Origin of the sequence: Streptomyces sp. NPDC049541, from assembly GCF_044465725.1 — a bacterium.
In the GTDB taxonomy this organism is placed as follows: Bacteria; Actinomycetota; Actinomycetes; order Streptomycetales; family Streptomycetaceae; genus Streptomyces.
In genome coordinates this window covers 931429-946253 of sequence record NZ_JBITLY010000002.1, presented here as the reverse complement: position 1 = coordinate 946253, position 14825 = coordinate 931429, and the positions used below count along the sequence as shown (strand labels likewise).

Genomic DNA, 14825 nt, shown 5'->3' with positions numbered 1-14825 from the left:
GGCGTCACACGGCGCGGGTGCGCCCCTGCCAGTACGGGTCGCGCAGCCGCCGCTTGTACAGCTTCCCGTTCGGGTCGCGGGGCATCTCCGAGATGAAGTCGACGCTCTTGGGCCGCTTGTAGCCGGCGAGTTGCTCGGCGCAGTGGTCGAGGATCGAGGCGGCCAGGGCCGGGCCCGGCTCGTGTCCCGGTGCCGGTTCGACGACCGCCTTGACCTCCTCGCCCCAGTCGTCGTGCGGGATGCCGAAGACGGCGGCGTCGGCGACGGCGGGGTGGGCGAGCAGGGCCGACTCGATCTCGGCCGGGTAGATGTTGACCCCGCCCGAGATGATCATGTCGATCTTGCGGTCGCGGAGGAAGAGGTAGCCGTCCTCGTCGAGGTAGCCGAGGTCGCCGACGGTGAAGTAGTCGCCGATGCGGTTCTTCTTCGTCTTGGCCTCGTCCTTGTGGTAGGCGAAGCCACCGGTGTGCATCTTCATGTAGACGGTGCCGAGTTCGCCGGGCGGCAGACGGTTGCCGTCGTCGTCGAAGACCGCGAGTTCGCTGATGGGCCAGGCCTTGCCGACGGTTCCGGGCTTCTTCAGCCAGTCCTCGGCGGTGGCGAAGGCGCCGCCGCCCTCGCTGGCCGCGTAGTACTCCTCCACGCTGTGGCCCCACCAGTCGATCATCGCCCGCTTCACATGGTCGGGGCAGGGGGCGGCGCCGTGGATGGCATGCCGCATGGACGAGACGTCGTACGAGCGACGCACGTCCTCCGGGAGCGCGAGCAGGCGGTGGAACTGGGTCGGGACCATATGGGTGTGCGTGCACTTCTCCCGGTCGATCAGCCGGAGCATCTCCTCGGGCGTCCACTTGTCCATCAGGACGAGGCGGTGGCCGATGTGCAGGGACGCGCCCGCGAACTGGAGTACGGCCGTGTGGTAGAGCGGGGAGCAGACGAGGTGGACGTTGTCGTCGTACGGCTTGATGCCGAAGATGCCGAGGAAGCCGCCGAGATAGGCCTCCTCGGGGGTCTTGCCGGGCAGCGGGCGGCGGATGCCGCGGGGGCGGCCGGTGGTGCCCGACGTGTAGTTCATGACCCAGCCGAGCTCGCGGTCGGAGGGCGCCGACTCCGGCTGTCCGTCGAGGAGTTCGGCGTACGGGCGGAGGCCCTCGACCGTGCCGACGGCGTACCGCTGGGTGGCCGGCAGCCCGGCCTCGTCGGCGGCGTGGCGGGCGGGCCCCGCGAAACGCTCGTGGGAGATGAGCACCTTGGCGCCGGAGTCGGCGACGATCCAGCCGATCTCCGGGCCGACGAAGTGGTGGTTGACCGGGACGAGATAGAAACCGGCCTGGCTGGCGGCCAGATACGCGGTGAAGAACTCGATGCCGTTGGGCAGTACGACCGCGAAGGCGTCGCCGCGGTGCAGTCCGGCGGCGCGCAGGCCGTGCACCAGACGGTTGGCGGCCGCGTGCAGACGTCCGGCGGTCCACTGCTCGCCGTCGGGTGCGACGAGGACCGTGCGGTCGGGTTCGGCGGTGGCCTGGGCCCAGAATCCGGCGGGGGGCGTACTCGTCATGTGCCGCTCCTTCCGGCGATGCGGTTGATGCGGTCGACGGCCTGCTCGAAGCCGCGGGTGAGGTCGTCGAAGACGGCCTGAACGGTGCGTTCGCTCTTCATGCGGCCGACGATCTGGCCGACCGGGGTGCCGAGCAGGGGTTCGACCTCGTACTTCTGGATGCGGGTGAGGGCCTCGGCGACCAGCAGTCCCTGCAGGGGCATGGGAAGGGTGCCGGGTCCGGCCGGGTCGTCCCACGCGTCGGTCCATTCGGTACGGAGCTGGCGTGCCGGTTTCCCGGTCAACGCGCGGGAGCGGACGGTGTCGCCGGAGCCTGCGGCGAGCAGTTTCCGCGTCACCGCGGGCGCGGAAAGGTCGGCCTCGGTGCAGGTCAGCCACAGGGAGCCCAGCCACACCCCCTGCGCGCCGAGGGCGAGGGCGGCGGCCACCTGCTGCCCGCTGCCGATGCCACCCGCCGCAAGGACCGGCAGTGGATCGACGGCGTCGACGACCTCCGGGGTGAGCACCATGGAGGCGATCTCGCCGGTGTGCCCGCCGGCCTCGTAGCCCTGCGCGACGACGATGTCGATGCCGGCTTCCTGATGCTTGACGGCATGCCGGGCACTGCCCGCGAGGGCCGCGACGAGCACGTTGTGCTCGTGGGCACGGGCGACCACGTCGGCGGGCGGGGAGCCGAGGGCGTTGGCGAGCAGCCGGATGGGGTAGTCGAAGGCGACGTCGAGCTGGTTGCGGGCGACCTGCTCCATCCACCCGGTGATGCGCCAGCCGGACGCCTCCCCCTCGGCCAGCTCCGGGACGCCGTACTTGGCGAGGGTGTCCTTGACGAACTGCCGGTGGCCCTCGGGGATCATCGCCTCGACGTCGGCCTCGGTCACGCCCTCCACCTTCTTGGCGGGCATGACGACGTCGAGGCCGTACGGCCTGCCGTCGACGTGGGCCTCGACCCAGTCGAGGTCGCGCTTGAGCTCGTCGGGGGCGGTGTAGCGGACCGCGCCGAGCACTCCGAACCCGCCGGCCCGGCTGATGGCCGCGGCGACGGCGGGGAACGGCGTGAAGCCGAAAATGGCGTGCTCGATTCCCAGTTTCTTGCTCAGCTCCGTCTGCATGGGCGCAGGATGCCGCAGTCCTCCGGCCGACGGAAGAGCTTTTCTGATACACCGTCAGATTTATTGGGCGGCAGGCCTTGTTGACATGCTTCACAACCGACACGAGGGTTTCTCGGGTGACCGACGACGCAGCGGAAAGAGACGCGAGCGACCGCCGGATGCCGACGCGTCGCCAGATCGGACGAGTCGCCCTGGCCCTGGGCGGCGCCCTTACCATCGCCCCCTTCCCGGCGGGACCGGCCGCGGCGGCCACGGACTCCAGGCACCACCGCACGCTGCGCCACGGCAGCCCGGAACGCGCCGGCCTGCTCCCCTCCTCTCTGCGCCAACTGGTCGTGGACGCCGGGTCGTTCCTCGGCCCCTCCCCCAAGCACCCCTGGTACGCAGGCGTCGTGCTGCTCGCCGGGCGGGGCGGCACCGTGGCGCTGCACCGGCCCCTCGGGATGGCGGTGCGCTATGCGGCGTACGACGAGAAGACCGACACCGGTGTCGAGTTCCCGCCCGAGCGGCAGATCCCCATGGCCGAGGACACCGTGTTCGACCTGGCCTCGGTGTCCAAGCTGTTCACCTCGCTGCTGGCGGTGCAGCAGCTGGAACGGGGCGCACTGGAGCTGGAGGGAAGGGTCGCCTCGTACCTCCCGGAGTTCGGCGCGGCGGGCAAGCAGGACATCACGATCCGTCAGCTCCTCACCCACACCTCGGGATTCCGTGACGGGATCCCGCTGTACAAGGCGCCGACGCGCGAGGCGAGGCTGCGACTCGTCCTCGACGAAGCCCCGATCAATCCGCCCGGCACCAAGTACCTCTACTCCGATCTGAATCTGATCTCGCTCCAGCTCGTCCTGGAGAGGATCACGGGCCGCACGCTCGACGCCCTCCTCCACGACGAGATCACCGAGCCGCTCGGCCTCGACCGCACCCGCTACAACCCGCCCGCCTCCTGGAAGCCGAAGATCGCGGCAACGGAGGACGAGCGCGGCCCCTGGTCCGGTCTGGAACGGGGGCTGGTGTGGGGCGAGGTGCACGACGAGAACGCCTACAGCCTCGGCGGGGTCGCCGGACACGCCGGGGTGTTCTCCTGCGCCTGGGACCTGGCCGTGCTCGGCCGGACGCTGCTCAACGGCGGCCGCTACGGCCGGGTGCGCATCCTGCGGCCGGAGTCCGTGGAGCTGATGTTCACCGACTTCGACACCGCGTTCCCCGGCCACGAGCACGGCCTCGGCTTCGAGCTCTACAAGCACTGGTACATGGGCGCCATGGCCACCCCGCGCAGCGCCGGGCACACCGGTTTCACCGGCACCTCGCTGGTGCTCGACCCGACCACCGACTCCTTCCTCGTCGTGCTGGGCAACTCGGTCCATCCGGTGCGCACATGGCGCTCCGGCTCCGCTCCCCGGGTCGCCGCCGGCAACAATCTGGCACGCGCCGTACCGGTACGCCCGGCACACGGACGTACGGCATGGTTCTCGGGCATGGCGAACGCCACGAGCGCCACGATCACCCTGCCCCAGCTCGACACGACGGACGGCGGGGTACGACTGACCTCCGCCCTGTGGTGGGACACCGAACCCGCATCGGACGTCCTCGTCCTGGAGGCCACGACGGACGGCGGGACCACCTGGCAGCCGCTCCCCTTCACGACCGGGCGCCCCGGCGAGGTGCCGCAGCAGCACCCGTCGGGCTCGGTCGCCGGCTGGTCGGGCCGCGTCTGGCACCGCCTGACGGCCGATCTCCCGGCGCACCCGCAGCTGACCCTGCGCTGGCGGTACACGACCGACAAGCTGTACGTCGGCCGCGGTGCATACGTCGACGGGATCCGCGTCGAGACTCCGGACACCGTCCTGTTCGACGAGGCGCGCCCCGCGGACTCGGCGCGGATCGTCGCGGCGGGGTGGGTGGAGTCGACCGACTGACGGCGTCCCTCACGGGGAATCCCGCGCCGTCCCGTTACCGTGAGCGTTGATCAACGCACGGAACGTGGGAGGCGTCGGATGGCCGGAAGGGTGGCGACCGCGCTCGCGGTCGGCGCGGTGGTGATGTGCGCAACCGGACTGGCGGCCGCGCCCTCGCGCTCCGACCTGGAGGTGGTCCGGCTCGATCCGGCCGCCGCGCCGCCCGGCGGCCGTACCGTGGTGCACGCCTTCGTGGCCAACAGGGGGCCGGAGCAGACCGCGTCGCCGTTCACCGTGGTCGTGAGGCTGCCGGAGGGCTTCACGGCCGAGGGGCCGTACTTCCCCGGGGACTGCCGCGCCGAGGCCCGCGGACGGCTGGTGCGCTGCACCTTCGAGGCGGGTCTGGCACGGCTTCGGACGGCCACCGCGCTGGTTCCGGTGCGGGTGGACGCGGATGTGCCCCCCGGCACCGAGGCCGAGGGGCACGTCCAGGTGGTGAGTGTCGACGACGGCGATCCGCGCAACGACCGTACGCCGTTCACCCTGTCCGTCGACTGCTGATCAGCGGTAGACCCGCACGTAGTCCGCCTGCATGGTCAGCGGCGTCGAGCCGGAGGGCGCGGGGTGGTACTCGCCGGCGCTGACCGACAGGTTGAGGATCAGATACGCGGAGAAGTTGCTGCCCACGCCGTGACCGTCGGAGTAGACCTTCTTGCCGTTGACGTACCAGTCCACCGAGTTCGCACCGTAGTGGGTGCCGATGGTGACCCACTGGCCGGGGGCGACCGCCGCGGAGTCGGTGTAGTAGTCGGAGCCGGAGGTGACGTGGTTGGTCAACTCCAGCAGGTTCGGGTTGTCCGGGTGGTATTCGAAGGAGTCGATCTCGCCGTTGCCGTCCTTCCAGGTCCACAGGGCGGGCCAGGCGCCGGAGCCGGAGGGCATCTTGACCCGGGTCTCGGCGTAGTCACCGGTCTTCACCTGGAAGCCGCCGCTGGAGCCCTCGGTGGTGAGCAGGCCCGTGTCCCAGGCCTGCTTGCCGTTCTCCAGGGTGTGCGAGGAGGGCTGTGCGGTGAAGGTCGCGACGCCGCCCGAGGTGGTGACCTTGCTCTGGTCCAGCCAGTCGAGCTTGTTGTCGTCCGGGTTGTGGTCGCCGTAGGCGTAGGACGAGCTGTTGTCGCCGACCCACTTCGAGCCCCAGGCGATGCTGCCCGAGAAGTCGTCGGACCAGACCAGGGACTGGCCGGAGACCGGCGAGCCACCGCTGCTCGACGTCGCGGTCGAGGCCTTGTTGACGGTCAGCTTGTGCGAGGGCAGGTTGTGCCAGGCCCCGCCGGACTCCTGCCAGAAGCCGAAGATCGTGTAGGTGCCGGCAGGCAGGGTGCGCGAGCCGCTGGTGAACTTCACACCGCTCGGGCATATTCGGACATTCGAGGCGTTCCCCGGGAAGTCCAGGTTCTTTCCGGCCGCGTCCCGGACGCCGACACCGAGGGTCTTGGCCGTGAAGCAGCTGGAGGAGTGCACGGTCAGCTTGGCCGACGCGGCGACACCCGCGGTCATGGTGGTCGGCGTCACGCTGTCCTGAGTGACGGAGGGGGCGGCGAAGGCCTCGGGGGCCAACGGCAGGAGCAGCAGCGCGGCGGCTGCTCCGGCTGTGCCCAGACGGGCAGGAGAGAGGGAGTGGCGCATGGTGGGGGCTTCCTCGACGGCGCCTGCGAGGTGAGCTGTCCTGGGCGGACCTCTGACGTGTTTCGCAGGACTCGGCGTTCCGGCGGCGAAGGCCGCCCGGGACGGACCCCCGGAGACTAGGCAGATCCGCCGTTTACGGACAACGAGATCTCACTCACACACTCATGATCAACAGTCCCTCGGAGCCGGCACTCCGGCCCGGTCGTGACGCGCTAACCGTGCAGTTCCCGGTAGGCGGCGACGGCCCCGGGGTGCAGGGGAACCACGCCGGTGGAGATCAGGCTGCGGACGTCGAGGAACTGGGTGCCGAGCGCCGTGGCGGGAACCAGGCGCGTGGCCCGCTGCACCAGTACGTGGGTGAGGGCGGCGGCGATGGGCTCGGGCAGGTCGGGGCGGCACAGGAGCAGGTTGGCCACGCCGACGGTGACCACCTCGGGCGTTCCCCGGTACGCCCCCGCCGGCACCGTCACCGCTTCCAGCACCGAGCCGGCCCGGCCCGGACCGGTGCGCAGCCGGGGCAGCAGGTCGGCCAGCGGCAGGAGGTGGATGCCGGGGCGCGTGGCGAGGCGGGTCAGCACGGGCAGGGGTACGCCGCCTGCGACCAACAGGGCGTCGACGACACCGTCCCGCATCGCGCGCGCCGCCTGCGGCATCAGCAGGTGCCGGACCCGTACGTCGGTGCCCGGGACGAGGCCCGCCGCGCGCAGCAGCCGGTCGCCGAGCACGGCACCGCCGGATCCGGGCGCGCCCAGTGAGACGGTGCGCCCCGCCAGTTCGGCGACGCTGCGGACGCTCGCGTCGGCGCGCACGGCCAGCTGGATGTAGTTCTCGTAGACCCGGCCTATCGCGCGCAGCGGGACACGGCGGCCGAACGGTGCGGAGCCGCCGTAAGCGGCCCACGCGATGTCGGCCAGGGCCAGCGCCATCTCGGTCCGCCGTGCCTCGAGCAGCCGTACGTTGGCGACACTTCCCTCGCTCTGGATCACCTGACAGGACAGCCGGGGCCACACCGCCGTGACCTGCTCGCCGAGCAGTCGGCCGAAGGCGGCGTAGAACCCGTCCGCCTCGCCGGTCGCGATGCGCACCACGCCTTCCGCGCCACGGTCGGCGTGCCGTGCGTCGGCTGCCGCGGCGCCTGCCAGCAGTCCGGTGCATGCCGTGCCGAGCGCGGCCCGCAGAGCGGTACGGCGGGCGGTGCGGCCGTGTGCCTGCGTGCCGGGTATGCCGTTCGCTTGCTCTGCGGTCATGTCGTGGCCTCGTTCTGCTCCGTGGGGAGCACGACCCGGACCAGCAGGCCGCGCGGTTCGGCCACCGCGAACTCGACGCGTCCGCCACGGCCGCCGACCAGTTGCCCGGCGATCGCAAGACCGAGGCCGCTGCCACGTACCTCACGGTGGCGCTCCGAACGCCAGAAGCGGGTGCCCGCCCGGACGAATTCCCCGTCGGCCAGGCCCGGCCCGTCGTCGCGTACCTCGAACACCGCGTCCGCGCCCTCGGTGAAGCAGCGCGTCTCGACTCGGGCACCCTCGCCGGCGTACTTGATCGCGTTGTCGAGCAGGATGTCGGCCACCTGGGCCAGTTCGCCCTCCGTGCAGGCCATGAGGACGGCCGGCCCGTGGGCGAACTCCAGGCGGACTCCGCCCTGTTGGGCCAGCGGCTGCCACAGCCGGGCCTGGGCGGCGGCGACCGCTGTCGCGTCGCAGCGTGTTCCCCGCCCGTCCGTGACGGACAGTTCGCCGGCGCGGTGTTCGGCGTTCGCGAGCGCCAGCAGATCGTCCAGGAGCTGCTCCATGCGCTCGAGTTCGGCCGTGACTCCGCTGTAGGTGCGGGTGGCGGAGGCGGGCAGGCGGGACTGGAGCGAGTCGATGCGCAGGCGCAGCGCGGCGAGCGGATTGCGCAGCTGGTGCGAGGTGTCGGCCACCAGGCGGCGCTGCTGTTCCAGTGCCGTGGTCACCGCGTCGGCCATGCGGTTGAATCCGGTGGCCAGTTGGCGCAGTTCCGGTGGTCCGCCGGCCCGTGCGTGCTCGGCCGGCAGCCCGGCCGCCAGCGCACCCACCGCACGGTCGAGGCGGTGCAGGGGGCGTACGACCCACCGCGTGGCGGCGCGGGCGAGCAGCACGCAGGCCACGGCGAACAGACCCGCACCCGCGAGGACCAGCGCCCAGCGCAGGGCGATGTCGGCGGCGGCCCGGACCGAGGCGCGCAGCACGACGGCCCCGGACACCCGGGTGCCGGTGCCGACCGGGCGAGCCAGCATCTGCGCGCCATGGGACCAGGGGCGCAGCGTGCCCCCGGGCGAGACGCGCTGGTTGCGCAGCACCGCGTCGACCAGGCGGGCGACGGCAGGGTCGGCGGCATGCATGCCGCCCGTCTGCACCACCGGGGCGCGGCGGGCGTCGACGACGACCACCGCCTCGCCGTACAGCTCCGTGTAGCGGGTCACCTCGGCGGTCAGCGCGCCGCTGTCGCCGCCCTCGGCGGCCTGTTCGGCCAGCGAGGCGAAGCGGTCGAGATCGGCGGTGCGCGCCGCGACGAGCTGCTGGGTGCGCTGGGACGCCGTCACGCCCAGCAGCGGCAGGGCGAAGCCGGCCACCGCGAGCACGGCGAAGGCCAGGACGACGGTCAGTACCCGGGTACGCATGGCAGGACCCCGGCCGGCTCAACCGCCGAACCGGTAGCCGAAGCCCCGGATGGTGGTCAGCACCTCGGGGCGGCCGAGCTTGGCCCGCAGCTGGGTGAGGTGGACGTCGAGCGATCGGGACACGGCGAGGTAGGCGTCACCCCACACCTCGTCCATCAGCTGCTGACGGCTGACCGCGGTACCGGGCCGGGCCGCCAGCGCGGCGAGGACCGCGAACTCCTTGGTGGTCAGCCGCACCTCGGTGCCGCCGACCGTCACCCGGCGCGCGTCCAGGTCGACCTCGACGTCGGCGGCGCGGACCGTGCGCGGCGCCGCAGCGGCCGGTGTGGTGGCGCGGCGGGTGACGGCCTCGATACGGGCCAGCAGTTCGGCCAGCCGTACCGGCTTGACCAGGTAGTCGTCGGCGCCCAGCCGCAGACCGCGCACCACCGACCGCTCGTCGCCCCGTGCGGTGAGGACCACGACCGGAAGGCCGCTCACGGTGCGCAGCTTGCGCAGCACCTCCAGGCCGTCGAGATCGGGCAGACCGAGGTCGAGCAGCAGCAGATCGGCCTGGCGGTGCCGGACCAGGACCTCTTCCCCGCGCCGCACCCGGGTGGGCAGGTGACCGTGCTCGTACAGGACCTCGGTCAGCGCACCGGCCACACCGTCGTCGTCCTCGGCCAGCAGCACGCGCACGGTTCACCTCCTCTCGTCCCGTCGGCCCTACGACCGGGAGACATCCTCGTCCAGCGGCGATCCGTCCGACGTCTCGCGCATCCGAATGTAGACGAGCAGCGAGACCAGAACGCAGACGGTGACGTAGGAGAAGTACCAGCTCTCGTGCCCGGCGTTCTTGAACCACAGGGCGACGTACTCGGCGCTCCCGCCGAACACGGCCACGGTCAGCGCGTAGGGCAGGCCGACACCGAGCGCCCTGATCGAGGTCGGGAACAGCTCGGCCTTCACCACCGCGCTGATCGAGGTGTACAGCGAGCTGACGGCCAGTGGCACGACCATGAGCAGGAACGCATACACGGGATCGCTGGTGTGGGACAGGAGGGTGAGCGAGGGCACCACCACGGCGGCGCCCAGCACCCCGAACGCGATCAGCATCGGGCGGCGCCCCAGCCGGTCGGAGAGCAGGCCCACGACCGGCTGGAGCACGACGAACACGAGCAGCGCGAAGAAGTTGATCCAGGCCGCCGTCGGCTTGGCGATACCGCTGGTGTTGACCATGAACTTCTGCAGATACGTGGTGTACGTGTAGAAGAACAGCGTGCCGCCCATGGTCAGCCCGACGACGGTCAGGCACTGGCGCGGGTAGGACAGCAGCAGCCGCACGCTGCCGCGCCCCGGCCCCCCCTTGTCCTTCTCCTCGCCCCCGGCGGCGGCGCGTTCGAAGCTCTCCGACTCGTCCATCCCGCGCCGCAGCCAGAGCACGACGACCGCTCCCGCGGCGCCGACGACGAACGCGATCCGCCAGCCCCAGCCTTCCAGTTGGGCGGTGCTGAGCACCTGCTGCAGGATGATCTGCAGGCCCAGGGCCGTCAGCTGGCCGGCGATGAGGGTGACGTACTGGAAGCTGGAGTAGTAGCCGCGGCGGCCGGGCGAGGCCACCTCCGACATGTAGGTGGCCGAGGTCGAGTACTCACCGCCGACGGAGAGACCCTGCAGCAGCCGCGCGGTCACCAGCAACACCGGCGCGAAGGCCCCGATCGAGCTGTACGACGGGGTCAGTGCGACGATCAGCGAACCCGCGGCCATGAGGGTCACCGACAAGGTCAGGGCCGCACGCCGGCCACGGCGGTCGGCGTAGCGGCCGAGCACCCAGCCACCGATGGGCCTCATCAGGAAGCCGACGGCGAACACCGCGGCCGTGTTCAGCAGTTGGGCGGTCTGGTCGCCGGAAGGGAAGAAGACGGCGGCGAAGTAGACGCTGAACGCGGTGTAGGCGTACCAGTCGTACCACTCGATCAGGTTGCCGATCGATCCGCGCAGGGTGTTGCTGACGACCCTGCGCTCGTCACGGCGCGGCTTCCGCGCGCGCCCGGTCATGCTCTGTGTGGCCATCGGAACTCCCTTGTCTGCGGCCCGGGAGCTCACAGAGTCGACGCCGGCACAGGGCCACTCAACATCGCGAACCAAGTCCTAACAGTCCCTTAGGACTGAGGCAGCGGCCTGCACTCACAGCAGCGCGGCTGCGAGCCGGCACGGCACTGCAGGTCCTGCGGCAGGGGGGTCTCCCGGAAGCCTCAGCCGCCGACGACGAGGTTCGCGATCGCCGCCCGACGGCCGGTGATCGCCGGAGCCCGGTCCTGTCCCGGATCCCCTCGCGGGCCGGCCGGCGGCCCGAGGTGCGTCTGCCACGGCCGGGCGCATGCCGACGCGTGCGAGCGCGTGAGCAGCCCGCCCGGCCGTTGCGTGGCCGCCGCCTCCCTGACCCGCCTCGCCGGCGGTCGCGTCGAGGTGCGCTCGGCCGGGTCGGCTCATCGACATCTCTGCCGAGACCCTCAAGGTCCTCGCCCTCCGACATCCTCTTGGACAGCCTCGTTCCAGTCTCCGCAGACGCCCTTGGCCGCCCATACCACCAGGAGGAACCAGTGTCATACCCGCAGCCGCTCACTCCCGAGGAAAAACTCGCCGACGCGAAGCAGCAGCTGAACCTCCCGGGCATCGTCGTGATCTGCGGCTCCACCCGCTTCATGACCGAGATGACCGAGGCCGATCTGCGGGAGACCAAAGCCGGCAGGATCGTCGTCAAACCGGCCTGTGACATGAAGTCGCCGCACGCACTCTGGTCCGATCCTGTGGAGGCCGAGGCTTTGAAGCGTCGACTCGACGATCTGCACCGGGCGAAGATCCGGCTCGCTGATGAGGTGCTCGTGGTCGGCGAGTACATCGGCGACAGCACTCGAGCCGAAATCGCCTACGCCCGGTCGCTGGGCAAGCCCGTGCGGTTCACACACCCCGAGGTCGACCCCGCCGCCGGCCGTCCCGGTTGATCAGTGGGGCGTCGGGGCCGAAGCCCTCGCAGTCAGGACGGGTTGATAGAACCCACCGATGTCCGGCATGTGCCATGTGACGTCGGTGAAGCCGGCCGCGGTCGCGGCGTCGGTCACCTCGCTGCGCGTGAGGGCCCGGGAGGTGATGCGGCGGACCCGCACCTCCCAGCCCCCTCCCTCCGGCACGAGCTGGAAGTACTCCTGGTCGTAACGGTCGCCGTCGTCGTGCCAGTGCCACAGCTGGAAGGTGATCGACCGGCCGTCCGAGCCGTGCGAGACCTGCGGCGGTGTGGTGGCGGGCCGGGTTCGGCGGAGGTCGTCGTAGTCCCGGAGTGTGAGCAGGAGCAGGCCGTCGTCCGTCAGCACCCGCCGCATCTCGCGCAGGGCCGCCGCCACATCCCGCGCCGACAGCAGGTGGGCGACCGAGTTGTCCGCGCACACGACCACGTCGAAGGCGCCCGGCGCGAAGGGGAGCTGGCGCATGTCCGCCGCGACGGCGGGCAGGGCGACGCCGCGCGCCGCGGCCTCGACCGCGGCCCGCGCGGCGGCGACGGGGCTCAGGTCGCTGCCGACGACCTGGTGGCCGGCGCGCGCGAGTCCGATCGCCTGGGTGCCGATACCGCAGGCGCAGTCGAGCAACCGGTGCGGTCCGGCGCCGAGTTCCGTGTGGAGGAGAGCGCCCAGGGTCGCGGCCTGGCGTGCCACGCTCGCGTCCCAGTCCGGGAAGATGCGGTGGTAGTCGGCGGCGAGCGAGTCGTAGAAGTCCCGTGCGGATGCCCCGCTCACGTCAGTCGCCGCTCTCTTCCAGGACCGCCATGGCGGCGTTGTGCCCGGGTACCCCGCTGACTCCCCCGCCCCGCACCGCGCCCGCCCCGCACAGCAGCACGTTCGCTTGCCGGGTCTCCACGCCCCAGCGGCCCGTGTGGTCCTGGGCGTAGGGCCAGGCAAGTTCGCGGTGGAAGATGTTGCCGCCGGGCAGGCGCAGGTCGCGCTCCAGGTCGAGCGGGGTCTTCGCCTCGATGCAGGGGCGGCCGTCCGCATCGGTCGCCAGGCAGTCGGCGAGCGGCTCGGCGAGGTGGGCGTCGAGTTGGGCGAGGGTGGACTTCAGCAGTTCTTCGCGTACGGAGTCGTTGTCGTGTTCGAAGAGCCGGGCGGGTGTGTGCAGGCCGAAGAGGGTGAGGGTCTGGTAGCCCCGGTCGACGAGGTCGGGGCCGAGGATCGTCGGGTCGGTGAGGGAGTGGCAGTAGATCTCGGAGGGTGGCGCGGCGGGGAGCCGGCCGGAGGCGGCCTGGGCGTGGGCGGCGGCGAGTTGTTGGTAGCCCTCGGCGATGTGGAAGGTGCCGGAGAACGCCTCGCGCGGGTCGACGGAGCTGTCGCGCAGCCTCGGCAGCCGTCTGAGGAGCATGTTCACCTTGAGCTGGGCGCCCTCGGCTGGGGCGGGCGGGGTGTCGCCGGTGAGCTCGGCGAGGGCCTGCGGGGAGGCGCCCACGAGAACGTGCCGGGCAGCTGCGACGCCTTCCCCGTCCGCCGTGCGGTAGGTGATCTCGGCGGTCCGGCCGTCGGTGTCGATGCGTACGGCCTCGTGGCCGGTGGCGATGACGGCGCCCGCGTCCCGGGCCGCGGCGGCCAGGGCGTCGGTCAGGGCGCCCATGCCGCCGACGGGGACGTCCCAGGCGCCGGTGCCGCCGCCGATCACGTGGTAGAGGAAGCAGCGGTTCTGGGCCAATGAGGGGTCATGGGCGTCGGCGAAGGTGCCGATGAGGGCGTCGGTGAGGACGACGCCCCGCACGAGGTCGTCGGCGAAGCGGTCCTCGACCGCGCTGCCGATGGGCTCCTCGAAGAGCGTGCGCCAGGCCTCCTCGTCGTCGATGCGGCGGCGCAGTTCGTCGCGGGTGGGCAGCGGTTCGGTGAGGGTCGGGAAGACCCGCTCGGCGGCGCGGCCGGTCATGCCGTAGAAGCGCTGCCAGGCCTCGTACTCGCGGTCGGAGCCGGTGAGCTCGGCGAAGGCCTCCCGGGTGCGCTTCTCGCCGCCGCCGACCAGGAGCCCGGTGGGACGGCCGTCCCGTTCCACGGGGGTGTACGAGGAGATGGTGCGGGCGCGGACGCGGAAGTCGAGGCCGAGGTCGCGCACGATCTTCTTCGGCAGCAGGCTGACCAGGTAGGAGTAGCGCGACAGCCGCGCGTCGACACCGGCGAAGGGGCGGGTGGAGACTGCGGCGCCCCCGGTGTGGTCCAGCCGCTCCAGGACCAGCACGGACCGTCCGGCCCGGGCCAGGTAGGCGGCGGCGACCAGGCCGTTGTGTCCCCCGCCGACGATCACGGCGTCGTATGTCCGGTGTCCCTCGTGTGCAGCCATGGTTCTTGGTAGCACGCGATGATCGTCAGCGGCCAGAGGTGTACGGCGACGGGGTCACCGCCCACCGGCCGCACACTGCCGACGCAGCACCGCCACCCGGCGGTACAGGTCGACGGCCTCGGCGCCGCAGGGTTACGTCGTTGGGGGCGGCAAACCTGCGCGGCGGCCGGGCGCTGGGTGTTCGCGGGCTGCAACGACTCGGCCCTGCACGGCTGCCCCATCGCCCCGCGACGCGACCGACCAAGGCACCCGTCGACAACCGGCCGCGTAGGTCCCGGCCTTCAGCGCCCACCCGACGCCCCCTGCCGAGGCAACGCCGCAACCCGCCGGTACAACTCGACGGCCTCCGCGCCACGGCCGAGCCGCACCAGGCAGCAGATCTCGTCGTTGCAGCTGGCGGGGATGTGGAACGGCGGGCCTTGGCCAATGTGTGCGCGGGCGGCAGCCACACCACGGGGCCACGGCCCACCACCGACCCCCGTCAGCGTCCGTCGGACGCCCGCTGCCGACGCAGAGCCGCCACCCGGCGGTACCGGCCGACGGCCTCCGCACCGGGGCCGAGCTGCTCAAGGCAGCGGGCCTCGTCGTTGCGGCCGGCGAAC

At 71.8% G+C, this 14825-nt stretch carries 12 protein-coding genes; 3 read left to right on the top strand and 9 right to left on the bottom strand.

Going from position 1 to position 14825, the window contains the following annotated elements; genetic code table 11:
- Positions 1–4: 4 nt before the first annotated feature.
- Positions 5–1558, bottom strand: a complete 1554-nt coding sequence (locus ACIBW9_RS11445; protein ID WP_398953620.1) for an acyl-CoA synthetase — start codon at positions 1556–1558, stop codon at positions 5–7.
- The gene (locus ACIBW9_RS11440) at positions 1555–2664 is read right to left on the bottom strand and encodes an NAD(P)H-dependent flavin oxidoreductase (RefSeq protein WP_398953618.1); all 1110 of its coding nucleotides are present in this window, start codon (positions 2662–2664) and stop codon (positions 1555–1557) included. Before ACIBW9_RS11440 ends, ACIBW9_RS11445 begins: the two co-directional genes overlap by 4 nt.
- A 158-nt stretch (positions 2665–2822) precedes the next feature.
- Here ACIBW9_RS11440 and ACIBW9_RS11435 point away from each other — a divergent pair, with 158 nt between their 5' ends.
- Together ACIBW9_RS11435 and ACIBW9_RS11430 are read left to right on the top strand one after the other, a co-directional pair.
- Positions 2823–4577 (top strand): serine hydrolase, encoded by a 1755-nt coding sequence (locus ACIBW9_RS11435; RefSeq protein ID WP_398953996.1) that lies wholly within the window; start codon positions 2823–2825, stop codon positions 4575–4577.
- Between the two features lie 78 nt (positions 4578–4655).
- Positions 4656–5117, top strand: a complete 462-nt coding sequence (locus tag ACIBW9_RS11430; protein ID WP_398953616.1) for a hypothetical protein — start codon at positions 4656–4658, stop codon at positions 5115–5117.
- Here the strand turns inward: ACIBW9_RS11430 and ACIBW9_RS11425 are convergent, their stop codons facing one another.
- The 5 genes from ACIBW9_RS11425 to ACIBW9_RS11405 all read right to left on the bottom strand — a co-directional run bounded on the left by ACIBW9_RS11425 (position 5118) and on the right by ACIBW9_RS11405 (position 10935).
- Positions 5118–6242 carry a hypothetical protein gene (locus ACIBW9_RS11425; RefSeq protein ID WP_398953614.1) on the bottom strand — a complete coding sequence of 375 codons (1125 nt, stop codon included), beginning with the start codon at positions 6240–6242 and terminating at the stop codon, positions 5118–5120.
- Positions 6243–6454: 212 nt separating this feature from the next.
- Positions 6455–7489: a TAXI family TRAP transporter solute-binding subunit gene (locus tag ACIBW9_RS11420; RefSeq protein WP_398953612.1), complete on the bottom strand. Its 1035-nt coding sequence runs from the start codon at positions 7487–7489 to the stop codon at positions 6455–6457.
- A complete protein-coding gene (locus tag ACIBW9_RS11415; RefSeq protein WP_398953610.1) occupies positions 7486–8883 on the bottom strand; it encodes an ATP-binding protein in 1398 nt (465 codons plus the stop codon). Before ACIBW9_RS11415 ends, ACIBW9_RS11420 begins: the two co-directional genes overlap by 4 nt.
- Before the next feature lie 18 nt (positions 8884–8901).
- Complete coding sequence (locus ACIBW9_RS11410) at positions 8902–9561, bottom strand: response regulator transcription factor (RefSeq protein WP_398953608.1); 660 nt, start codon at positions 9559–9561, stop codon at positions 8902–8904.
- Between the two features lie 27 nt (positions 9562–9588).
- A complete protein-coding gene (locus ACIBW9_RS11405) occupies positions 9589–10935 on the bottom strand; it encodes an MFS transporter (protein ID WP_398953606.1) in 1347 nt (448 codons plus the stop codon).
- Between the two features lie 530 nt (positions 10936–11465).
- Between ACIBW9_RS11405 and ACIBW9_RS11400 the strand changes: the two genes are divergently transcribed.
- Positions 11466–11867 carry a hypothetical protein gene (locus ACIBW9_RS11400; protein ID WP_398953604.1) on the top strand — a complete coding sequence of 134 codons (402 nt, stop codon included), beginning with the start codon at positions 11466–11468 and terminating at the stop codon, positions 11865–11867.
- Here ACIBW9_RS11400 and ACIBW9_RS11395 read toward each other — a convergent pair whose 3' ends face one another.
- Together ACIBW9_RS11395 and ACIBW9_RS11390 are read right to left on the bottom strand one after the other, a co-directional pair.
- Complete coding sequence (locus ACIBW9_RS11395; RefSeq protein ID WP_398953602.1) at positions 11868–12653, bottom strand: class I SAM-dependent methyltransferase; 786 nt, start codon at positions 12651–12653, stop codon at positions 11868–11870. It abuts the gene before it with no gap.
- 1 nt (position 12654) lies between these two features.
- Entirely contained in the window at positions 12655–14223 is a 1569-nt protein-coding gene (locus ACIBW9_RS11390; protein ID WP_398953600.1) for a phytoene desaturase family protein, read from the bottom strand.
- Positions 14224–14825: the final 602 nt, after the last annotated feature.